At 68.0% G+C, this 21940-nt stretch carries 25 protein-coding genes and 1 tRNA gene; 19 read left to right on the top strand and 7 right to left on the bottom strand.

Annotation, left to right across the window (positions count from 1 at the left end; all coding sequences use genetic code 11):
* Window positions 1–31 precede the first annotated feature (31 nt).
* The 3 genes from WEB06_14920 to WEB06_14930 are packed head-to-tail and all read right to left on the bottom strand — an operon-like array spanning window position 32 to window position 2391.
* The gene (locus WEB06_14920; protein ID MEX2556905.1) at window positions 32–565 is read right to left on the bottom strand and encodes a plastocyanin/azurin family copper-binding protein; all 534 of its coding nucleotides are present in this window, start codon (window positions 563–565) and stop codon (window positions 32–34) included.
* A gap of 45 nt (window positions 566–610) precedes the next feature.
* Window positions 611–1846: a zf-HC2 domain-containing protein gene (locus tag WEB06_14925; protein ID MEX2556906.1), complete on the bottom strand. Its 1236-nt coding sequence runs from the start codon at window positions 1844–1846 to the stop codon at window positions 611–613.
* Entirely contained in the window at window positions 1846–2391 is a 546-nt protein-coding gene (locus WEB06_14930; protein ID MEX2556907.1) for a sigma-70 family RNA polymerase sigma factor, read from the bottom strand. Before WEB06_14930 ends, WEB06_14925 begins: the two co-directional genes overlap by 1 nt.
* A 156-nt stretch (window positions 2392–2547) precedes the next feature.
* Here WEB06_14930 and WEB06_14935 point away from each other — a divergent pair, with 156 nt between their 5' ends.
* From WEB06_14935 to WEB06_14955, 5 genes are all read left to right on the top strand, one after another.
* Window positions 2548–3063, top strand: a complete 516-nt coding sequence (locus WEB06_14935) for a hypothetical protein (GenBank protein ID MEX2556908.1) — start codon at window positions 2548–2550, stop codon at window positions 3061–3063.
* A 17-nt stretch (window positions 3064–3080) separates the two neighbouring features.
* Window positions 3081–3203, top strand: coding sequence for a hypothetical protein (locus WEB06_14940; GenBank protein MEX2556909.1), 123 nt, complete (start codon window positions 3081–3083; stop codon window positions 3201–3203).
* A complete protein-coding gene (locus WEB06_14945) occupies window positions 3187–4095 on the top strand; it encodes a phosphatidate cytidylyltransferase (protein MEX2556910.1) in 909 nt (302 codons plus the stop codon). Before WEB06_14940 ends, WEB06_14945 begins: the two co-directional genes overlap by 17 nt.
* Window positions 4092–5387: a lysophospholipid acyltransferase family protein gene (locus WEB06_14950; GenBank protein ID MEX2556911.1), complete on the top strand. Its 1296-nt coding sequence runs from the start codon at window positions 4092–4094 to the stop codon at window positions 5385–5387. The genes WEB06_14945 and WEB06_14950 overlap by 4 nt, the downstream gene beginning before the upstream one ends.
* A gap of 165 nt (window positions 5388–5552) precedes the next feature.
* Entirely contained in the window at window positions 5553–7553 is a 2001-nt protein-coding gene (locus WEB06_14955) for a transglycosylase domain-containing protein (protein MEX2556912.1), read from the top strand.
* 4 nt (window positions 7554–7557) lie between these two features.
* Here WEB06_14955 and WEB06_14960 read toward each other — a convergent pair whose 3' ends face one another.
* Window positions 7558–8499, bottom strand: a complete 942-nt coding sequence (locus tag WEB06_14960) for an alpha/beta hydrolase family protein (GenBank protein ID MEX2556913.1) — start codon at window positions 8497–8499, stop codon at window positions 7558–7560.
* 85 nt (window positions 8500–8584) lie between these two features.
* Here WEB06_14960 and eno point away from each other — a divergent pair, with 85 nt between their 5' ends.
* The 6 genes from eno to WEB06_14990 all read left to right on the top strand — a co-directional run bounded on the left by eno (window position 8585) and on the right by WEB06_14990 (window position 13380).
* Complete coding sequence (gene eno / locus WEB06_14965) at window positions 8585–9871, top strand: phosphopyruvate hydratase (GenBank protein ID MEX2556914.1); 1287 nt, start codon at window positions 8585–8587, stop codon at window positions 9869–9871.
* The gene (locus tag WEB06_14970) at window positions 9868–10245 is read left to right on the top strand and encodes a septum formation initiator family protein (protein ID MEX2556915.1); all 378 of its coding nucleotides are present in this window, start codon (window positions 9868–9870) and stop codon (window positions 10243–10245) included. The genes eno and WEB06_14970 overlap by 4 nt, the downstream gene beginning before the upstream one ends.
* A gap of 26 nt (window positions 10246–10271) precedes the next feature.
* Window positions 10272–11348, top strand: coding sequence for a hypothetical protein (locus WEB06_14975; protein ID MEX2556916.1), 1077 nt, complete (start codon window positions 10272–10274; stop codon window positions 11346–11348).
* Between the two features lie 161 nt (window positions 11349–11509).
* The gene (locus tag WEB06_14980; protein ID MEX2556917.1) at window positions 11510–11866 is read left to right on the top strand and encodes a S1 RNA-binding domain-containing protein; all 357 of its coding nucleotides are present in this window, start codon (window positions 11510–11512) and stop codon (window positions 11864–11866) included.
* Between the two features lie 69 nt (window positions 11867–11935).
* On the top strand, window positions 11936–12469 hold the full coding sequence (locus WEB06_14985) for a DUF501 domain-containing protein (GenBank protein ID MEX2556918.1): 534 nt from the start codon (window positions 11936–11938) through the stop codon (window positions 12467–12469).
* Window positions 12466–13380, top strand: a complete 915-nt coding sequence (locus tag WEB06_14990) for an exopolyphosphatase (GenBank protein MEX2556919.1) — start codon at window positions 12466–12468, stop codon at window positions 13378–13380. Before WEB06_14985 ends, WEB06_14990 begins: the two co-directional genes overlap by 4 nt.
* 554 nt (window positions 13381–13934) lie before the next feature.
* Here WEB06_14990 and WEB06_14995 read toward each other — a convergent pair.
* Window positions 13935–15263 (bottom strand): MFS transporter, encoded by a 1329-nt coding sequence (locus WEB06_14995; protein ID MEX2556920.1) that lies wholly within the window; start codon window positions 15261–15263, stop codon window positions 13935–13937.
* 115 nt (window positions 15264–15378) lie between these two features.
* On the opposite strand from WEB06_14995, the gene WEB06_15000 reads away from it, so the two are divergent.
* From WEB06_15000 to WEB06_15030, 7 genes are all read left to right on the top strand, one after another.
* Window positions 15379–15876, top strand: coding sequence for a MarR family transcriptional regulator (locus tag WEB06_15000; GenBank protein ID MEX2556921.1), 498 nt, complete (start codon window positions 15379–15381; stop codon window positions 15874–15876).
* Between the two features lie 76 nt (window positions 15877–15952).
* Window positions 15953–17062, top strand: coding sequence for a hypothetical protein (locus tag WEB06_15005; GenBank protein MEX2556922.1), 1110 nt, complete (start codon window positions 15953–15955; stop codon window positions 17060–17062).
* A 43-nt stretch (window positions 17063–17105) separates the two neighbouring features.
* Window positions 17106–17348 (top strand): hypothetical protein, encoded by a 243-nt coding sequence (locus tag WEB06_15010; GenBank protein MEX2556923.1) that lies wholly within the window; start codon window positions 17106–17108, stop codon window positions 17346–17348.
* Window positions 17348–17905 carry a hypothetical protein gene (locus WEB06_15015; protein ID MEX2556924.1) on the top strand — a complete coding sequence of 186 codons (558 nt, stop codon included), beginning with the start codon at window positions 17348–17350 and terminating at the stop codon, window positions 17903–17905. The genes WEB06_15010 and WEB06_15015 overlap by 1 nt, the downstream gene beginning before the upstream one ends.
* 5 nt (window positions 17906–17910) lie before the next feature.
* Entirely contained in the window at window positions 17911–18867 is a 957-nt protein-coding gene (locus WEB06_15020) for a DUF6687 family protein (GenBank protein MEX2556925.1), read from the top strand.
* A 10-nt stretch (window positions 18868–18877) separates the two neighbouring features.
* A tRNA-Leu gene (locus WEB06_15025) sits at window positions 18878–18952 on the top strand.
* A 93-nt stretch (window positions 18953–19045) separates the two neighbouring features.
* Window positions 19046–19711 (top strand): hypothetical protein, encoded by a 666-nt coding sequence (locus WEB06_15030; GenBank protein ID MEX2556926.1) that lies wholly within the window; start codon window positions 19046–19048, stop codon window positions 19709–19711.
* Here the strand turns inward: WEB06_15030 and WEB06_15035 are convergent.
* Window positions 19708–20355 (bottom strand): hypothetical protein, encoded by a 648-nt coding sequence (locus tag WEB06_15035; protein ID MEX2556927.1) that lies wholly within the window; start codon window positions 20353–20355, stop codon window positions 19708–19710. The genes WEB06_15030 and WEB06_15035 overlap by 4 nt on opposite strands.
* Window positions 20356–20625: 270 nt before the next feature.
* On the bottom strand, window positions 20626–21132 hold the full coding sequence (locus WEB06_15040) for a DinB family protein (protein MEX2556928.1): 507 nt from the start codon (window positions 21130–21132) through the stop codon (window positions 20626–20628).
* Window positions 21133–21214: 82 nt separating this feature from the next.
* Between WEB06_15040 and WEB06_15045 the strand changes: the two genes are divergently transcribed.
* On the top strand, window positions 21215–21940 hold a 726-nt coding region (locus tag WEB06_15045), incomplete at its 3' end, for a CoA transferase (GenBank protein ID MEX2556929.1).

Raw genomic sequence — 21940 nt, forward strand, 5'->3', positions numbered from 1 at the left:
TGGGCGGGGCCCGCCGCAGCTTCCGGTGGGCCTAGATCGCTCGCCGGCGGCCGCGAAGGATCCGCCCGGCCGCGAAGCTCAACGGTGCGGCGACGAAGGCCGCGATGAGCGCAGCGGATGTCGCGCTCGTTCCCTCAGTCGGTGCTTCGCCCAAACGTCCAACGGGCTGGACCGGCGGCGCGGCAGCCTGCGAGACGGTCGGATCGCCGACGACGACTGCCCCGGCCATCCTCCCGTGGAGGAGGCAGTAGTACGGATACACGCCGGCGCTTCCGAAGGTGAACGAGTATGTGTCGCCGGCCGCGATCTCGTAGTCGAAAACGCCCCCAGCGGCGGTGATCGTGTGCGCGTACGGATCGGAGTTCGTCCCCGTCACGGTCTCACCGACCGCCACGCGGAGCACCGTCGGCCCGAAGCAGTTCTTGCCGACGTCAACGCTCGTGCCGGTCTGCTCCGTGGTATTCGCCTGGTGGCACCCGCCGCCGCCGCCTGCGGACGCGCCGGCCGACACCGCCATAACGGCGATCAGGATCGCCAGCGTCGATCGAACCCTCGTTCGTGTCATCGTCTCCTCCTCTCGCTCGTCGGGGGAGACGAGCGATCCTGACCGCTATTCCCGGACGTCCGGATACATCTGCCGGGCCAGTTCGACGAGCTGCGCGGGCGGCAACGCTGCCCGGATGGAGACCCGGTGTTCGCCAACGCTGAATCGAACTTCGGGGAGGCCGAACAGCGGCAAGATCAACGTTGCCTCCCGTCGTCCAACCCGTGTGGACTCGGTGCGCGACGGGGCGGGAGCCCCCGAGAAGCCGTCGATCTCCACGAGGACCTGGAACGCTCCCTTCGCGTACAGGATCGCCTCCCCCTGCGGCCCGGCCGCCGCGGCGACGAGCGTTACCCCCTCAAGACGGCCGGCCGGTGGAGCCGTGAGCGTGCCGAGCGGCCGCGGCTTGGCACCGAGATCGCTCGTCCGCGCGCCGGCCGGGATCCGGAACAGCGAGTCTGGGAGGTCGAGGTTGTACTCCAGGGCCACCGTCCGCTTCCGCGCCTTGAGGCGGCCGCCCTGGATGGTCTCCTTGCCGAGCACCACGGACTCTTCCACACCGAGCACTGCGAAAGTCGATGCGTCGACGAACGCCACCCGCCGCTCGCCTTCGAACGTGAGCTGGATCCTGCGCGTGGGTCGTCCGAGCACAACAGGGCCGGGGCCCGACTCGGTGCCGAGGAGCGCGATCGTCGGCGTGAGTGGCTCGGGCAGCGGAGCTGCTGACGGCAGCAGCCCGGTCTCGAGGAATCGACCCGTCGCGTCCTCGCGGTAACGCACTCCGGGCCGATCGATGAAGAGGGTGCGTCCGCGTTGCGATTCGGTCTCCGAACGCACGAGCCCGGGGGCCTTGAACCAGAGCTTTTCCCGCGTGATCCCGCTCGGCCGGCCGTCGTCACCGAAGAACGTGATCTCTCGCTCGATGAAGAGCGACGTGATCCGCGTCAGCGCGTCGGCCGCCTCGGCTCCAGGGATGCGTACGATCGGCACCGAGCCCACGAGAACCGCGATCAGCCCTACCACGATCGCGGCGGCCAGCGCCGGAGCGAGTCGCCACCGCCGCGAGGGGGTCGCACGCGGCGTGTGATCGGCCATCCCGGCACGCACGCGAGGCGTCAGATCGGCCGGTGCGTGTTCGCGGGGGAGCGCGGCGACCAGCACCGAGAGCTGCGGCAGCGCGGCGCCGAACGCGCGACATGCTTCGCAGATCGCGAGATGCTCGTCGAGTTCCGAAACGCGCGCGGGCTCGAGCTCGCCGTCGGCGCGAGCGCTCGCGCACATCCGGGCTTCCTCGTGATCCACTATCCGCTCACCGCCTCGAGCAGCCGCTCGCGCGCTCGCGCGAGGCCGGACATGACCGTGCCGATCGGACACGCGAGAACGGATGCGATCTCCGCATAGCTGAGCCCGTCGCGCTCCCGAAGCAGGAACATCTCGCGGTGATTCGTGGGGAGGAGCCCGAGAGCCGCGCGCAAGCGCTCGATCGCCTCGGCGACCTCGGCGCGTGCAGCCGGGTCGTCTGCCGATGATCCCACGTCGACGAAGACCGGCTCCAACGTCTCCGTCGGGCGGCGGCTTCGGCGCCTCGCCCAGTCACGCACAACGTTGACCGCGATCGTGCATAGCCAGCCCCGCACCGACGCCTCTCCGCGGTAGCTCGCCCGGGCGCGCCACGCGCGCAGGAAGGTTTCCTGCGCGAGATCCTCCGCGAGCCCTCGGTCCCCGACCCTGCGAAGGGCCAGGCCGAAGACCGCGTCTCCGTGCTCGCGGACGAGGGCAGTGAAGCCCGCCTCGTCCTCAGGCAGGCCCGCGGCGCGTTCCTGGGCTTCGTCCACCCGCTCACTCAACCATCGACGCCCGCGAGCAGCGGTTATTCCGGGAGTTGCCGGAACTACCCAGACGGAGATGGGGAACTCCGTCGCCGGGAATGAGGCGGAGTCCGTCTACCGGCCGGCCGCGCCGGGCCGCATGCTCGGGGCGTATCCAACGGAAAGGATGATCTGATGAGCCTCTACGACATCAAGCCGTGGTTCCTCCGGCGACTGCGTCGCTTCGAGGACGCCCTCGTGGCGCGGCGCGTTTCTCCCGACACGCTCACCTTCGCCGCGGTCGGCGTCAGCGTCGCAGCGGGCGGGTTCATCGCGGCCGGCGGGCTGCTGGACCGGCCGCTCCTCTGGCTCATGGTCGCGCCACTCGTGCTGGTCCGCCTTGCCCTCAACGCCCTCGACGGATCGGTCGCCCGGCGCACGCGCTCGGCCCGGCCGTTCGGCGCCGCGCTCAACGAGATCGGCGACCGCATGAGCGACGCCGCGACCGTCGGCGCGACGGCGTTCGTTGCCAAGCCGGCGCTGGCGTTGGGCGCGCTCGCCTCCTGCTACCTCGCGAGTTCCACCGGCGTCCTGTCCATGGCGCTCATCGGGCCGCTTTGCTCGCGCTCGGTGCGACGGCAGGCGCGCTCGCCGGCTCGGCCATGCCTTTCACCGGCGTACTCGTTGCGATCGTCGCCGGTGCTGCCCTGACCACGGCGATGCGGCTGATGCGCATCCGTCGCGCATTGCGGGCCCGCGCACCCAAGCTCGAGCTGCTCGTCGAGCACACCTACCACGTCTCGTGCGATCCCATCCCCGAGGAGGAGATGCTTCATGCAGTCGGCCGCTGAGTCCCTGTTCGTCCCCGCCGCGCAGCGGGTCACGATCGCGATGGCCGGCGCACTGGGGCTCATCCTGGCCGTCGAGCGGCATCACCTGCATGAGCTGACGCATCGGATCCTGTTCGTGCGCTGGCGTACCTGGGCCGTGACGGCACCGATCTTCGGATTCGCCGCGATGGGTCCCCAGGGTGCCGGCCTCGCGCTCGTAGTGGCGCTGTCGCTTCAAGGCATGCGCGAGTACGCCGCCATGATCGAGTTGCCGAAGTCGTACCGGTACGCGCTCTACGCGGCGGGTCTCGCGAGTGCGCCGATCGCGATCGCCTCGCTCACGGCCTGGCGGGCGATGCCACCACTGCTCCTCATCGGCGCAACGCTCGCGCCACTGCTGATGCAAGACGTCGGGCAGGGCGTACGTCACCTCGCCTACTCGGCACTCGGCTTCGCCTACATACCGTGGCTCCTGACCTATTTCCTCCTGATCCAGCGGCACGTGGACGGCGGTCCCGGGATCCTGCTCGCGATCGGAACTGCGATCGCGGCGAGCGATGTCTTCGCGTTCTGCGCGGGACGGTTCGCGGGCAGGCACCCTCTCGCCGGGCGCGTGAGCCCCTCGAAAACGTGGGAGGGGGTCGCCGGCAACCTGGCCGGCGCGTACGCGGGCTTCCTGCTGATGTCCTTCGCTATGCCGGCAAGTCTATCTCCCGTCGTGCGGTGGGTCCTTCCGGTCGTCGTCGCCGCAGGATGTGTCTGGGGGGACCTGGTCGAGTCGCTCATCAAGCGACAGGCGGGTGTGAAGGACGCCGGCTCGTGGCTCCCCGGCTTCGGCGGGATCCTCGACCGGATCGATTCGATGCTGTTCGTTCTGCCGCTCGCGTACACCGTCCTGGTGGTGTGGGGATGAGCGTCGTCGCCGAACGTCTCGCCCCGTCCGCGCCAACTCGTCTTCCCGAGTGGCCGAGGTCGCCCGTCGCCGTCGAGCTCCGCGCACTGCTGCAACGCGTTCTGCTCTTCCCCGTCCTGCGACTGTTCTGCAGACCGATGCGGATCGAGCGCGACCCCGGACTGCTCGCACAGGAAGGGCCGTTCGTATTCGTCGCGAACCACACGAGCCATGCGGACACGGCGCTGATCCTCCGCGCGCTTCCCGCGCGTCTCCGTCGTCGCCTGGCGCCGGCGGCAGCCGAGGACTACTTCTTCCGCGGCCGGGCGCCGGGCGCGATCCTCTCGCTGCTCATCGGAGCGTTCCCGTTCCCGCGACGCGGCCGCGCGGGCCTCGCTCGCGCGGAGCGGCTCCTCGACGACGGCTGGTCGATCCTTCTCTTCCCCGAAGGAACCCGATCGACCGATGGACACGTGGGCTCCTTCAAACCCGGCGTCGGGGTCCTCGCCGAGCGGGGGTTCCGCGTGGTCCCCATCGGAATCGCGGGCGCGCGCGAGGTGATGCCGAAAGGGCGCAGGCTTCCGAGAGCCCATCCTGTGTCGATCCTGATCGGCGCTCCGATCGAGCCCGACCGCGCCCTTCCGCCGACGGTCGCCGCGGAGCGGATCCGGCGCCGCGTCTCGCGGCTGCACGCCGCGGCACGACTCCTCCGGCCGCCGGCCCGCCGTACGGTGCTGCAGCGTGCACGCGGGCTCGCGCTCTCGCGCCGCGGCCTGATGTTTGCGTTCGCGTGGGGCGTTGCCGAGGCGTTGTTCTTCCCGATCGTCCCCGACGTCGGGGTCGCCTTGCTCGCCGTTGCCGCCCCGTCCCGGTTCCTTCCGCTCGCGCTCGCGTCGACAGCGGGCTCGGTGGCCGGCGGGGCAGTCTCCTACGCTCTCGGAGCGACACCGGCGGGCGTATGGCTCCTCGCTCATGCACCGCTCGTGACCGACGGGATGCGCCAACACGCCTTCGAGGCGCTCGGCTCCGGTGGGGCAGGCGCCCTTATCGGCCAGCCCTGGACGGGCATCCCCTTCAAGGTCTTCGGCTACCAAGCCGCAGGCGCCGGAGTCGGATTGGGCTCTTTCTTGGTGCACGGGCTCGCCGGGCGGGGATCCCGGATCGTGCTGGCGGGTGCGGCCTTCGCGGGAGCCGCCTGGGCTCCCCATCGCCTCTTCCCGCATTGGGTCGAGCGGCTCTACGCCCCCTTCGTGGTCGCCTTCCTGGTTCTCTTCGGGGTGGGGCTCGCGCGGGTCGTATCGTCCTGGTCCTAAGAACTGACCCCTTGGCCGTGCAAGGAACCGCGTTCTGTGGGTACAACCACTGTGGGCGTGACTGGGGAGACACCCTCGTCACTCCCACGTGTCCTTATGGCTCAAAGTGCTGCTTCCTTGCCGGTCTGGCGTCGACGCGCGGGGCATCCCATCGCGCGTGGCCCGATGCTGTTCGCCGGGGTCACGGCGACACTGCTGGTGGGATTGCTGGTCTCGGCCGTCGCGCTTGCTCAGCTCGCCGGCCCCTGGGCAGAGGCGCTGTCCGGACGGGTCGACAAGGTCGCGTTGCTGGCCGGCTCACCCGCGCGCATGGACGCCCGCACCAAGATCTACTCCAGCGACGGGAAGCTCCTCGCGATCCTGCACGGCGAGGAGAACCGCGAACCCATCTCGCTCGCCGCCGTGCCGACGCACGTTCGCAACGCCGTCATCGCGATCGAGGACCAGCGCTTCGCGTCTCACGACGGCGTCGACGTATCGGCGTTGGGGCGCGCGCTCATCGTCAACGCGGCCGGAGGCGGCATCGAGCAAGGCGGCGGCACGATCACGATGCAGCTCGCTCGCAACGTCTATCTCCACAACCGAGCCAAGACGATCGAGCGCAAATGGGACGAGATCGTTCTGGCGCGGCGGCTCGAGCGCGTCCTCTCCAAAGATCAGATCCTCGAGGAGTACCTGAACTCGGTCTACTTCGGTCGCGGGGCTTACGGGATCCAGGCCGCCGCGGAAGCGTTCTTCGACAAGCCTGCGGGGCGGCTGACCCTGGGAGAGGCGGCGCTCCTCGCCGGTGTCATCCGCGCGCCCGAGCAGTTCGACCCGGTGGCCCGTCCCGAGCAGTCGTTCGCTCGCCGGGCCAAGGTGCTCACATCCATGCAACGCAACGGGATGATCGATGCGGCGCAGCGCTCGGCGGCCGAGCGGGAAAAGCTCAAGTTCGCGCCGCGCACGCTCTCCAACGGCGTTGTGATGTCCACCTCGTACGGCGCCGCTTTCGTCGAATACGTCAAGCAGTCGCTGCTCAAGGACCCACGACTCGGCGCGACGCCGCAGGAACGAACCGATCGTCTCTTCAACGGCGGCCTTCGCATCGAGACGACGCTCGACGCTTCCGCGCAACGTTCCGCCGAGCGGACGATCGCCGACATCCTCGATCGGAAAGGCGACCCCTCGGCGGCCCTGGCGGCGGTGGATCCCGGATCGGGTGCCATCCGGGCGATGGCGGGTGCGGTCGACGCGCAGGGCTTCAACCTCGCGGCCCAGGGACGGCGGCAGCCGGGATCGGCGTTCAAGCCGTTCACGCTCGTCGCCGCGCTGGAAGAGGGATACTCGCTCTACGACGGCTACAACGGCTCGGCTCCCCGGAAGATCACGCTTCCGAACGGCCAGATCTGGAACGTTGACAACTACGAGGGCGCTCGCGGCGGCTACATGAACCTGATCACCGCGACGGAGTTCTCGGTCAACGCGGTGTACGCGCAGCTGGTGATGGACGTCGGCGCGGACAAGGTCGTCAGTGCGGCGAATCGGATGGGGATCACGAGCACGCTGGAACCGTATCCCTCGATCGCGCTCGGCGGCCTGACGATCGGCGTCTCACCGCTGGAGATGGCCTCGGCATACGCGACGCTCGCGGCACAAGGCATCGCGCACAGTCCGTACGCGGTTGTTCGAGTTCTGGACCGAGACAAGGAATTGTTCCGGAACGCGTCCAAACCCGTACGCGCGCTCGAGAAGGACGTGGCGAACAAAGCCACTGCGGTGCTCGAGCGCGTGGTCAGCAACGGTACCGGGAAGCGGGCGCAGGGCCTTGGGCGTCCGGCCGCCGGTAAGACCGGCACGACCGACGACTACCGTGACTCGTGGTTCGCGGGTTTCACGCCGCAGCTGTCGACCGCCGTGTGGATCGGATACCCAAAGGCGCGGATCCCGCTGCTGAACATCCACGGCCTGCCGCGCGTCTACGGTGGAAGCCTTCCCGCGGAGATCTGGACGCGGTTCATGCTCGCAGCGCTCGAGGGCAAGCCGGTCATCGATTTCCCGAAGACCTCGCTGGGCGGGCCGAAAAGCTCCTACGTGACCTCGGACGGACCCGCGCCGGCCCCACAGCAAGAAGAGCCCCCTCCGCAGGAGGAGTGCTGGAAACGGAACGGTAACTGCAAGCCCTGACGCTTTAGTCGATCGCTTCGAGGATCTGCGGCAGCGCCCAATGCAGCTCCCGCTCCCAGTAGGGCCAGCCGTGATAGCCGCCGAGGTACACATCTTGGTGATAGGCGACGCCGGCACGATTCAGCGCGCGAAGGAACGACACGTTCAGCTGGAAGATGAATGCCTCGACCGCGTAGCCGCCGACGTTCGCGAGATCGTCGCCTGCCGGCCCGCCCGGCGTACCGGTACCCGTCGCGACGAAGAGCTCGATCCCGACCAACTCGTCCACGAGATCGGTCGGGTTGTGCTCCTTCCACGTGTTCGCGTCGGCCAGCTGATCGCCCCACACGCGATCGTCCGGCGTTCCGAACTGCTCGTGGAGCAGCTCGAAGCCGATCCCCGACAGCGGAGCGAGATAGCGGGTGTCGACCGCACCTGAGAAGCTCGCCGCAGCCTCGAAGAGGTCCGGGTGCCGCCCGGCGTACGACATCGCTCCGAAGCCGCCCATCGAGAGCCCCGCCACGGCTCGATGTCCGTCGCCCAAGGTGAGGAACGTGGCGTCGACGTAGTCGATCAGGACGTCGATGTGAAACGACTCCCAGTCTTGCGAACCGTCCACCCAATCCGAGTACCACCCGGAATCGGGCGAGTCGCCCCCGTCGGGCATGACGATGATCACCGGAAGACCGGCCGAGAACGCGACGACGTCGGTGTTCTCCACCCAGGTCGCGTAGGAGTCGCCGGCGCCGTGAAGCAGATAGAGCACCGGGTAGCGGACCGATCCGAGCGCGTCGTACCCTTCGGGCAGGACGACCCGGACCGTCGCTTCGGGCACGATCAGGCCTGCGGGAACCGGCACCTGCACGTCCAGGCAGCGCGGGGCAGCGCATGCGATCTCGTCGGCACGAGCGGCCAAACCACCCAGCAACGAAGCGAAAAGGACGAGGGTGGCGAGGGCGCGCTTCATGTTCACCCTATTCGGCGGCGGAGCCCCATTCCCTCGTTCTTTGCTTCACGGGCGGGGGGCAACCCGCTGCTAGGCTACGCCGGCTATGGCGCGCATCGCCTCCGTTCGCGCGCGGGAAGTGCTCGACTCGCGCGGAAATCCAACCGTTGAAGTCGACGTCACGCTCGACGACGAAGCGCTCGGGCGGGCGATCGTCCCCTCCGGCGCGTCCACCGGCACCCACGAGGCGCTCGAGCTGCGGGACCAGGACGCGAAGCGGTTCGGTGGGAAGGGCGTGCTGTCGGCCGTCGAGAACGTCAACCACCGCATCGCTCCCGAGCTGACCGGCCACGAGTCGCTCGATCAGCGCGCCGTCGATCGCCTGCTGCTCGACCTCGATGGGACGCCGAACAAGCGCAAACTCGGAGCGAACGCCACCCTCGGAGTCTCGCTCGCAGTCGCCAAAGCCTCGGCGGAGTCCCTGCGGCTGCCGCTCTTCCGTTACCTCGGCGGGCCGAACGCGCACGTGTTGCCGACGCCGTTCTTCAACGTGCTCAACGGGGGCGCGCACGCCGACAACAACGTCGACGTCCAGGAGTTCATGATCGCTCCCGTCGGGGCCGCTTCCTACGGCGAGGGCTTGCGGTGGGGCGCCGAGGTCTATCACGCGCTGAAAGGCGTGTTGAACCGGCGGCGGCTTTCGACGGGGGTCGGTGATGAGGGCGGGTTCGCGCCCAACCTCGACACGAACGAGGCCGCGATCGAGGCGCTGCTCGAAGCGATCCAAGCGGCCGGCCTCGAGCCGGGAGTGGAGGTTGCGCTCGCTCTGGACGTCGCGGCGACCGAGCTTTACCGGGACGGCGCCTACGTCTTCAAAGGGGAAGGGGTGACGCTGGACGCCGAGGGCCTCACCCAGCGATACGCCGACTGGGTCGCGCGGTATCCGATCGTGTCCATCGAGGATCCGATGTCCGAAGATGACTGGCACGGCTGGGCGCACGTCACGCCCGCCCTCGGCGCCAAGATCCAGCTCGTCGGGGACGACATCTTCGTCACGAATCCCGATCGGTTCGCGGAAGGGATCTCTCGGGACGTCGCCAACGCGATCTTGATCAAGGTCAACCAGATCGGCACGCTGACCGAGACGCTCGACGTCATCGAGCTCGCGAGCAACGCGGGCTACGCGGCCATGATGTCGCACCGGTCGGGCGAGTCCGAGGACGCGACGATCGCCGACCTCGCCGTCGCGACCGGGGTCGGTCAGATCAAAGCCGGGGCGCCCGCGCGGAGCGACCGGGTGGCCAAGTACAACCAGCTCCTGCGCATCGAGGAGATCCTCGGCGACTCCGCGCGCTACGCGGGGGCGGACCTGATCTCCGGGGGTGACCGGTGAAGGCTCGGGGCGCCGTCGTCGGCACGCTGCTCGTCGTGTTGCTCCTTTCGGCCCTGTATCCGATCCGGCAGTACTTCGCGCAGAAGACGGAGCTGAAGAACCTGGCCGCCGAGGAGATCCTGCTCGCGCAACGGATCGACGAGCTTACGGAGTTGAAGTCCCGGCTCCTCACCGACGACGAGATCGAGCGGATCGCACGCGAAGAGCTCGGGATGGTACGGCCGGGCGAGATCGCGTTCGCGATCGTTCCCGGAGCCGATGCCGCGAAGAAAGCCGCCCCGCCGCTTCCTTCGGTGGACGCCGCCAAAGCCGAACCGGCGTGGTACGACCGATGGTGGGATGCGGTCGTCGACTCCATGACGGGCATGCGCTGACGCTTCGCCGCTAGCATCCTCGCGGCATGACGGTACGGGTCGAGGTTCCTTCCGGCGAGGCTGCGCTCACGAGCTTCTTGGAGTTCCGCGATCTTGTCTACGCCGGTCGTCCGGTGCGCTGGCCGACGTTCACCGGCTTGCACCTTCCGATGATCGAGGGGAAGGGTCCGTTCGCCGAACGCCGGCGTTTCCGTCCCTTCCTTGCGCTCGATGAAGGAGAACCAGCAGCGCGCGCCCTCGCGATGGTGGACGAGCGCTACATCGAGCATTGGAATGAAAAGCTCGGACACGTGATCCTGTTCGAGGCGCTGCCGGGCGCCCGCGAAGCGAGCCGTGCCGCGCTCGACGCGGCGTGTGTCTGGCTGCGAGAGCAAGGGATGGAGGCCGTGCGCGCCGGGTACGGCAGTCAGGAGTTCCCGTTCGTGACCGACGACTACGACTCGCTGCCGGCAGGGTTCATGCGCCACAACCCGCCCGAGTACCACACCATGCTCAAAGACGCGGGGTTCGAGACGGAGATGGGGTGGGTCGACTACAAGATCGGAGTGACTCCCGAGCTGATCGAGCGATACCGGAGCGCGCTCGAAAGCTGCAAGATCGCGGGATATGAGATCGTTCCGCTCAGAGACATCCCGGAGCGTGATCGCGTCCGTCAGTTCACCGGCCTGTGGAACCAGGCCTTCGCCGGTCACTGGGGGAACACGCCGATGTCGGAGGCCGAGTTCGGCCTCTTCTTCGAGCTGCTCTCGGGCTTCGGCATGCTGGACACGTCGGTGATCGCTTACCGCGACGGGGAGCCGGCCGGGGTGCTGTGGGTTACGCCTGATCCGAGCATCGGCGCGATCGCCGAAGGCCGGCCGCTGCGGGATGACGAGAAGGTGAACTTCCTCGGGATCGGCGTGCTCGAGACGGCTCGCGGGACGGGCCTGAATCTGGCCATGGCCTCGTACGCCTACCTCGAGCTGATCCGCGGAGGCGCTCGCTGGCTCTCATACACCCTGGTGAGGGACGACAATTGGCCGTCGCGCCGGACGGCCGAGAAGCTCGGCGCCGCGGTCTACGCTAGCTTCCTTGTGTACAAGCGGGTCTTCGGCCGTCGCTGACCGGTTCGGCGTGGTGGCGCTCCGTGGTGGCATTGACCGTCCGTCCGACGCAGCCGTACGATTGCCCGCGTCCCCGGCGATCTGCCCGGGGAGGGAGTCCGGATGACGCTTCGCCATCCGGCCCGACATGGGAAGGAGCCTGGTTCGTAGTGCCGGCAGAAGTGGGAGCAGTTGTCGAAGGTACGGTGATCCGCATCGCGCCCTACGGCGCGTTCCTCCAGCTCGATACGGGGGAGACGGGCCTCGTGCACATCTCTGAGATCGATCGGAACTTCGTGAAGGACGTGCGCGAGCACCTCCGCGAGAACGACAAGGTGACCGTCAAGGTCATCGGCATCAAGGATGGCGGAAAGATCGACCTTTCGATCAAGCAAGCCGCCCCCGACTGGCAGCCGGAGGCTCCGCGCAGGCCCCGGACCAAGGATCCAGAGTTCGAAGCGAAGCTCAAGCGTTTCATGCGCCAGTCCGAGGAGCGGCTCGTCGACTGGCGCCGTCAGCGCGAAGCCAAGAGGGGATAGCGCGACGGGAAGCCGGGAGGCGGCCTGCGGGCCGCCTCTTCGTTTCCGACGCTCGGCTAGTCTGAGCCGATGGATCCCCACGATGATGATCGCCGCGTCGTCGGCGTTCAGATCGGCCGGGAGCCGCGCGGGGACGTGGCGGTCGCGGTTCGGTGCGAATACGGCCTCCCGATGGTGGTGCGAACCTCGCCCACGCTCGAGACCGGGGAGCCGTTCCCGACGCTGTACTGGCTGAGCTGTCCGCTCGCCGTACGCGCGGTGGGAAAGCTCGAATCGACCGGACGGATGCGTGACCTCAACGATCGGCTCGCGTCCGAGTCCGAGCTCGCGGAGTCATATCGCACCGCGCACGAGCGATACCGGAGCGACCGCGACGGTGACATCGGTGGTCGCGACGAGTCGGCGGGCGGGATGCCGGGCCGTGTGAAATGTCTCCACGCCCTGTACGCGCACGAGTTGGCCGACGCGAACCCGATCGGCGCGATCGTCCGAGAGAACGTCGAGCCGCTCGGCTGTCCCGGTTCCTGCGTGGAAACCACCGATGACGGGGCTACGGCGCCGGTCACCGGGCATCCGGGCTTCGCACGCGCTCGCCGGCGATGAGCCGCACGGCAGCGATCGACGTCGGCACGAACTCGGTCCGCCTGTACGTCGCAGACGTCGACCGGCCCCGGGCGGTTCCGGTTGAGCGCGATCTGATCATCACGCGGCTCGGTGAGGGCGTCGATGCCGCGCGGGCGCTTGGAGCGGTGCCGCTCCGGCGTACGGTCGAGGCGATCGCTTCCTATCACCGCCGAGCGCTGGCCGCGGGGGCGGAGCGGGTGCGGATCGCCGCGACGAGTGCCGTGCGCGACGCGGTGAACCGCGAGACGTTCGTCGAAGCGGTGCGCGACGCGACCGGCTTCGCCCCCGAAGTGCTTACCGGGGAGCAAGAGGCCCGGCTGTCGTTCCTCGGTGCGACCAACGAGCTCTCCGATGGTGGCCCGTTCCTGGTGCTCGACGTGGGCGGCGGGTCGACCGAGTTCGTGGTCGGCGATCGAACGGTGGATGCGTGGACCTCGATCGATATCGGATCGGTCCGGCTCACGGAGCGGCACGTGCGCCACGATCCCCCGAGGGCGAGCGAGCTCGCTGCGTTGACGGGGGACGCGGACGCGGCGGTGCGCGAGGCGATCGGGGTTGTGGGGGCGACGGCGAAGACGCTTATCGGGCTCGCGGGGACGGTCACGACGGTCGCGGCGATCGCGCTCGGGCTCGACGGCTACGACCGTGATCGCATCCATCACGCCGTGCTGCGGATCGACGAGGTGCGACGCATCTCCGAGCTGCTTGCGTCGACTCCCGTCCAGCGACGGCGAAAGCTCCCGGCGATGCCGCCGGGGCGCGAGGATGTGATCGTCGCCGGTGCGGTGATCGTCGTTCAGGTGATGGAAGGGTTCGGATCTACCGAGATGCTCGTTTCGGAGGCGGACATCCTCGATGGATTGGTTCTACGCGATCCTGGGGATGCGTAACCGATGCAGCACATCATATGAGCCCGGAGCGCACCAGGCGAGCAGTCAGTCCGATAACGAGGCCATGGTGGCGGCTGTTCAGGTGGCTACCTGGATACCTGTAGGATGGCAACTTTGTGAATCCGAGACGGTTGTTCAGCAAGGCTGAATTGCCGGACGATGACCGTATTCAACTCATCTTCGCGGCGACCAACGCAGTCTTCTCAATCGCGATCTTGGCAGGAGCCGCGGTCCAGTCTGTTCGATACTTCATGGATCCAAAAGGGGCGGTCGGGTCGTTACTCCTCGTGATGCTTTGGTTGAGCGGCGCTGCCATCGTGATAAGCGTCGCATCGTTCTTGGTCCTATGCGTAAAGTTCAGGCCGCAACGATGATGGAATCATCCTGTAGTCGGCTGATCCTGTCCTTCGCACCGAAACCTAAACCCCGCGATACGCTTCTTTGACCCGCGTGTCTTCTAGCAGCTGGCTTGCCCGTGCTGTCAATCGTAATAGCGCCCACCTTGAGGACTTAGGCCCGGTCCCCGATCCCTAGCGCCTGGAAAGCCATCTAATCTAGGAGTGAGTGACCGCGCCATCGGCGCGTGGCGCTGCGATGCCGTCCAACCGGTGGCCGGCGACGACGATCGCAGTCGCGCTGATCGCGAGCGGGATCGACAAGAGCCCGAGCGTCCTCGGGGCGCCGATGTGCGACGCGAGGATCCCGGCGATAAGCGCGCCGATCGGGAACAGGCCTCCCCACGCCATCATGTAGAGGCTCATGATGCGTCCGCGCTTGCTCGAGGGGACGCCGGTTTGCAGGCCGCTGTTCGTCGTGGAAACCGACATCGTGTAGACGGCGCCGACGCCGACGAGCAGCAGGCTCGACACTGCCAGGTTGCGCGATGCGGCGAAGCCCGCGATGAGCAGCGCGAGCACGCCCATCCCGGTCCCGATCGCCAGTCGAAGCCCGAAACGTCGAACGACGACGCCGGTGGCGAGCGCTCCTGCCACCGCCCCGATGCTGAACATCGCGAACAAGCCGCCGTAGCCGCCGGCCCCGAGCCCGAGCTCGTGCTTCGCCATGACCGACAGCAACGCGATAACCGGCGCGCCGAACAGGCTGACGATCGCCGTGGCGGCGAGCAGCGCCGTGATCGCGGGGGACGCGTATGCGGCGCGTACGCCTCCGAAGAGCGCCCGCGTGCCGCTGGACGTCGGCGGATCCTGCCGCGTCGTGCGGATCGCGAGGAGGGCAGCGATGACGGCGAGGAACGTCAGCGCATTGGCGCCGAACGCCCACCCAGCCCCGTACTTCGCGAGGAGCAGCCCTCCCAGCGCCGGGCCGACGACGCGCGCGACCGAGAACTGCGTGGAGTTCAGCGAGACCGCGTCGAGGATGAGCCGCGGCGGGACGAGGTCGGGGATGATCGCCTGGAACGAAGGCGCGTTGAATGCCATCGTTATCCCGGCGAGACCGATGATCGGCAGCAGGGTCGCGACGCTGGCGTGCCCCGTCCAGGTGACGACGGCGAGCGCCGCAGCGAAGGCCATCGCCAGCGTCTGCGTGACGAGCAGCACCCGGCGGCGATCGAGCCGGTCGGCCATCAGGCCGCCGAAGAGCCCGAACAGCAGCGTCGGGATGAACTGGGTGAAGGTCACCATGGAGACCCAGAACGCCGAATCGGTCAGCTCGAGCACCACCCACGCGAGCGCGACGTTCTGCAGCCAGGTCCCGGTGTTGGAGATGAGCGCGCCGCTCCAGAACAACGCGAAGTTCCGGTGGGCGAAGGGCCGCATCGTCCGGAACCGGCCGGCGGACGGCTGTTCGATGGGGAGGGGAGCAACCTGCGCGGGGGCCTGTGGGATCGCGCCTTCGACGGCGACCTCCGTCCGGCCTCGCATCCCTGGTGTCCCTCCCGATGGTTCCTTGCGGATAGTTTCCTAAGGAAATGGTATCCTAGGGAACGCGTTGCGGCAAACCGATATTCCCGCGGGGCTCGCGGGAGGAGGAGGGCAGGTGCCGGGAACGTCCGAGGAACTGCTCGAGGCCATGACCACGGTCTCGCGCTACTTCTTCCGCATCATGACCCAGTGCCTCGCCGATCTCCCCGAAGCCGAGGACGTCAGCGCCACCCAGTACCGGACGCTTGCGATCCTTGCCTTGCGGGGGCCCCGGAACGCGAGCGTCCTGGCCGACGAGCTCGGAGTCGGCCGTCCGGCCGCCACCAAGCTGGTCGACCGGCTGGTCCGGCGGCGCCTGATCCGCCGCGGCCGTCACGAAACCGACCGGCGTCAGGTGATCCTCGAAGCGACCGAGCGCGGACGAGGGGTAGTGCGGGCCGTGCAGCAGTGCCGGCGACGCAAGCTCGCCCGGGTGCTGTCGGAGCTCGACCCCGTCGCGCGCGAGGCGCTCGCGCGTGACTTGCCGGCGCTCACCGAGGCCTTCGAGCGCACCGGCGTCGCGACGACGACGCCACCCGAGTTGCTCACGCTCACCGCCCCCCGAGCTCGTTAAGCTCGGCGAGACATTTCGGACGCAACTTCCGGCCTATTGTCGGCGTCTGTAACAGCGACGATACTTGGTGACTCCCATGAGACGGCTCTTGCGTTTCGTCATACGTCCGGCGGTGCTCGCACCGCTGGCGGTCCTACTTATCGCGAGCTCGATCGGCGCGTACGCGATGCGAGACCGCCCCCAGGCCAAGCCGACGCCTCCGGCCGCCGCCGTGGCCGAGCTGGGCGACCACCTATCGATCGCGAAGCCCGATCACGCACGCCCAACGCCGACCCCGACGCCCACCCCCAAGCTCGAGCCGCCCAAACCCACGCCGAAGCCGACGCCGAAGAAGACCGTCGCGGCCGCGCCGAAACCGAAGGGGCCGAGCCTCTCGGCGTTCAAGAAGCTCGGTGCGTGGGTGGACCTCTACGACTACGCGGCGATCGACCCGGAACCGGCCTCCGCAGACATGGCCGCGCGCGGCGTGAAGACCCTGTACCTGCAGACGGCGCGCTGGAACAAGCCGGCACCGGACGACCCGAATGTGTTCCAGGACATGCCGCTCGCCGAGCGCTGGGTGCACGCCGCCCACGCGAACGGCATGAAGATCGTCGGCTGGTACCTGCCGGCCTATGAGGACATGGGACGAGACGTCACCCGGACGAAGGCGATCGCGACCTACCGGACGAGCGCCGGGCAGCGGTTCGACGCGCTCGCGATCGACATCGAGTACAAGGGCCAGATGTCATCGCTGTCGGAGTGGAACGCGGCGATCGTCGAGCACATCCGCCGGGTGCGCTCGAAGGTGGGTGCCGGGTACCCGATCGGCGCGATCGTCCCCTCGGCGCTGGCGATGGAGATCTACCCGCAGAACTGGGTCGGTTTCCCCTGGAAGAGCATCGCCGCGTACGCGAACGTCTTCATGCCGATGGCGTACTGGAGCTATCGGCACGACTGCGATTCCAAACCCGAGCATTGCGCGTACGGTTACACGGCCGGCAACGTCCAGCGGGTCCGTGAGCTCACGGAGAAGCCCGGGCTGCCGGTTCACGTGATCGGCGGGGTGGCGGACACCATCACCACCCAAGAGGTGTCCGACTTCGTGAAGGCGGCGCTCGCGGTCAAGGTGTACGGCGCCTCCCTGTACGACTATCGGACGACCAAAGCCGAGTACTGGGCTCCGTTACAGAAGCTCAACGTCTGACCCGCTTGCCGCCCGCGGGCCGGGCGCGCGATGCTTCCTTTGGATGAGTGACAAGCGCGTATCGACCACCCTTCTCGGTCAGTTCACCGAGGAGCATGCGGAAGCGATCGCGAAGGGGCTCCACGAGGCCGGCATCGTCTGGTGGCACAAGGCCTCGGGCGGGCTCGTACGTTTCCTCTCCGTCGGCGACTGGGGCGTGCGGATCTTCGTCGACGCATCGCGCATGGATGAGGCGCGCGAGGTCGTGCGTCGCGTTGCCGCCGAGTTCGGCGCCAAGGGGTCGTGATGGACGCGCCGATCCGTGAGTTCTTCGAGAAGATCGACGGCCTCCGCGATCCCGAGGCGGTCGCGAAGGTCCTGGCCGAGCTCGCATCCGAGCGCGACTACTTCGAGGCGCTCACCGCGCCGATCGACCCCGACGGGATGGGCGGCTTGCCGCTGCATGTGCCCGACCAAGGCCCGCGCATGTTCCTGATGCATCGTCCGCGCGGTGTCATGAGCTACGTGCATTCGCACGGCACGTGGGCCGCCGTCGCTCCGGTGCGCGGCGTCGAGACGCACCGCCGGTACGACATCGTGGAGGGGATCGCGCCGGGCCGCGCTCGCCTGATCGTGGCGGACGAGCGGCGATTGGAGCCCGGCGACTCGGCCGTCGTCGTCCCGCCGCAGGACATCCATTCGCACGGGCACGTCGGCGGCCCCGACGACACCCCGTATACGTTGATCGTGACCGGCGACGACCAGCTCAAGTTCGCGCGGCGCGAGTACGACGCCGAGGCCGGGACCTACCGTGAGCTGCCGCCGGGAGACTTCGGCACGCTCAACCTGCCGACCGTAAGCTGAAACCGATGGAGTACGTCGCGTGGGACGAGCTCGGCGGGCGGTCGAGCATCATCGTGGACGGGTACCCAGCCGAGGGAACGGTGCTCACGCTGTCGCACTGGCGGGGGAGCGGATCGCCGGAAGAGCTGGCCGACGACCTTTCGACACAGATCGCTTTCCGTTATCTCGATCGTCCGGATCTCGCCGTCGAGGCCGAAGCGGCCTCGAACAACCACTTCGACGAGGACGGGCTGTGCGGGATCTTCGCCGTACTCCACCCGTCGGAAGCCCTCGACCGGCGGGATTGCTTGATCCAGGTGGCGTCCACCGGAGACTTCGACACGTTCGAGGACCGCGACATGGCGCGCGTCGCTTTCGCGCTCGGGACGTTCATGGACGAGGACCGGTCGCCGCTGGGGGACAAGTTCTTCGCGCGTCCGTACCCGAAAGTGTCCGCGGCCCTGTACGAAGAGCTTCTCGCGAGGCTGCCGGAAATGGTCGACCATCCCGAGCGGTTCCGGACCGAGTGGGAAGCCGAGGATTCGTGGCTCGCGCGCGACGAGGAGCGGGTCGCGTCCGGAGCGATCACGATCGAGGAGCGGCCGGAGATCGACCTCGCGATCGTGCGGCTACCCGAGGCGACGGACGACGGTGCGCTCGAGGACGAGGTGAACATGCTCGACTGCCACGCCTCGGCGATCCATAACCGCACGCGCCTGAACCGGATCCTGGCGATCCGAGGACGCAGGTACCAGCTGCGGTACCGGTACGAGACCTGGGTGCGTTACGTGTCGGCGCCGACGATGGCGCGCGTGGACCTGGGGCCTATTGCGGAGGAGCTGACCGGCTCGGAGCCCGAAGGGAAGTGGGTATTCGACGGCGTGGAGAGCATCACGCCGAGCCTCCGGCTCGACGGCGCGGACGAAAGCGGGCTCGCGCCGGAGGCGTTCGTCGAGACGGTCGCCGGGTTCTTATCCCGGTAGCATCCGCAACGCCCCCGTATCCCAATTGGCAGAGGAGCACCCCTTAAAAGGGTTCTCAGTGTGGGTTCGAATCCCACCGGGGGCACCGCCGGCAGACTAGTGATGCCTACGGAGGTTTCGAGTCGGCCGTGGTCTTCCGTCTCCGACATCTCTCAAGCTTCCTGCCGGATAATGGATCATGCGTGAGTGGGGTCTCGATGAGGGAACGTTCCGCAAGCTCATTCGCGCGGCCGCAGCCGCTGCGATCGTAAGCGGACTCCTAAATATCGTCTACTTCGCCGCACATCCGTCCGGCGGAGAGCCGCCGGCGGCCCACGCGGTCAACGGTTGGTACGCTCCCCTTCACGGGCTCGAAATCCTCGGCCAGCTCTCATTTCTTCTCGCCATAACGGGCATGTATCTTGCCCAAAACCGCGCCATGGGGCGGCTCGGTTTCGCCGGTTACGTGCTGCTGCTCGTCGGCACCATTTTCGTGATCGGGACGTTGTGGGGCGACGGGTTCTTCTCACCGGTCCTTGCGGGCAAAGCCCCGAGGTTGCTTGACCGTGGGCGTGACCTCTACGTCGGCGCGCTGTTCTGGGCGAGCGGCGCGATGGTGGCAACGATCACGCTCGGCTTCTTGATGTTCGGCGCGGCGAGCTTTCGAGCGCGCGTCTTTCCGCGCACGGCGGTCGCGATGATGACGCTCGGTGGCGTGATGGTGCCGCTACCGCCGCCTCCGTATTCGAAGCTCCCGTGGGCCGTCTTCGTCGCAGGCGCGATCATCCTCGCCATCGGCTTGACAGGGTTGGGGCTCGCACTCACGAAGCTCGGATTCGGTGATTCCTCGCCGGATCCGAACTAGCGCTCGACCGAGATCTCTTCACGCCACGCGGGGATGTCGTAGCCCAGGAACTCGGCCAGACGTGCGTTGTGGTCGGCGTAGAGGTCGTAGGCGATCCGCTTGGCTTCATCCGTCACCGAAACCGTGTAGACGCGAACCCCGGAGACCGTGAAGGGCTCGGGTCCGGTGAACCGCGGGATCTCCAGGAAGTCGCTGATGTCGTTGAGGAGGCGGAGAGTCAGATCACTCTGGTCCTCGCCGATGAGCTGACCCGCGAGGCGCGCCTTGCGGAGCCGCTCTCGCTCGATCGTGCGGGCGCGCTCATCGGTGGCCCGTATCAGGACGTTCCCGCGCGGGAAGAAGGGCAGGATGTTCGCGCGGATCTGCTTCAAGTAGAAGCCGCGATCGAAGATCCGACGCTTCGCGAGCGTATCGCCGAGGATGACCTTGCGCATGTACCGGCCGTCGATCCGTTCCGTGGCCGGGAGCCGGCCGGAATGGATCCTGTGGTTGATCTCTGACATGAGGCGCGCGACGGGGTCCCGCAGCAGCACGATGATCTTGGCATGCGGCACGACCTTGTGGATCCGCTCCATGTAGCGGCGCACGCGCATGTAGTCGGGGGTTTTCTCGCCGCAGACCTTTCCGGCGCCCTCGGCGAAGATCTGTCGGTACCAGCCGACGCCTCGGTGGAAGTGGTCGTTGAAGAACTTGACCCCTCTCGCGGAGGCATGAAGATCCGAGGGTGCAGCCGGAGGTTGGCGGACAGGGAGGTGGTCCCGGCCTTCACCGTGCCGACGATCAGGAAATCGGGCAGCGGGCCCCGATCCTGGGAGCGGTTCATCTCCGCCACGAGGCGGAGGTCGGCCACGCGGTTGCGAGCCATCCTCGCCGCGGCTTGGAGCGTGGCCGACCCCGGGATCAACCTCATGACGTCAGGTGATCCCCAAGCCCCGACGGATGTCCAGCGCGTGGTGTGGGACTTCGTGCGACACCATGCGCAGGATGTCGAGGATCGAAGGTTTCGCTCCGGATGGGTGATCGATCACGCGCTCGGGGTCGAGCTTTTTGGTGGCGGTGAGGAAAAGCGCCACGCTCTGGCGGAGCGCCAGCAGGCCGGACGCCGTCGGGAGTCGGTCGTAGTGGAACATGCCGTCGATCTCGTCTGGATCGAGCATCACCCACGCGTCGGGCGTCCAGGCCGGATCGTGCTCGACGGAGTACACGCGCAGCGATTGGATCCGTAGCCAGTCGCTCGTGTGCCACACGTATCCCGACGGTGACCAGGTCGCCGGCGCCGGCTTCTTCTTGGGCTCGGGGCGGCCCTCGATCAGGCCGGCGAAGAGGTCGTGCGCCGAAGCCACGAGAGAACGGCACTCCGCGAGCGACAACGCGAAGTTGTGGCCCGCATTCCCGGCAGGTCGGGAACCCGTACTGCTCATCGAGGCCCGTCTCGAACGGTGTAAGGGTCATCGCGTCCTCCTCCGCCGGCACGATTCTCTCACGCCTATACAATCCCCGGCCATGGCCGGCCCGCTCGACGGCGTCAAGGTGATCGCGTTCGAGCAAGCGGTCGCCATCCCGTACTGCACGTTCGTGCTCGCCGAGATGGGCGCCGACGTGATCAAGATCGAGCGCCCCGTCACCGGCGACGGCATCCGCTACTGGGACGACGCCGTGCGCGGCATGTCCACCGGCTTCGTGTGGCTCAATGCCGGCAAGCGCGATCTCGCGGTCGACGTCGGACGCCCGGAAGGACGCGACGTCGTCCGCCGTCTCGCCGCGACCGCCGACGTGTTCATCGAGAACTACGCGCCGGGAGTCGCCGATCGGCTCGGGCTCGGGCACGAGGCATTGCGTGCCGAGAACCCGCGCCTCATCTATGCATCGTTGTCGGGGTACGGGCAGGACGGGCCGTTCCGCGAGGTGAAGGCGTTCGACCTGCTCGTCCAGGGCGAGGCCGGGCTGCTCGCGACGACCGGCACGCCGGAGGAGCCGGCGAAGGTTGGGCCGCCCGTCGCCGACCTGATCGGCGGCACGACCGCCGCGATCGGCATCCTGTCAGCGCTGCACGGTCGCGAGCGGACCGGCGAGGGCGCGTACTACGACGTGTCGCTGTTCGAGTCGGTCCTTTCGTGGCTCGGCTACTTCCCGCACTTCCACTGGCACACCGGCCGGGTGCCGGCCCGATCGGGCATGCGGCACCAGTCGATCATCCCGTACGGGCCGTTCAAGGCCCGCGACGGCCGC

Source organism: Actinomycetota bacterium, from assembly GCA_040905475.1.
Classification (GTDB): Bacteria; Actinomycetota; AC-67; order AC-67; family AC-67; genus DATFGK01.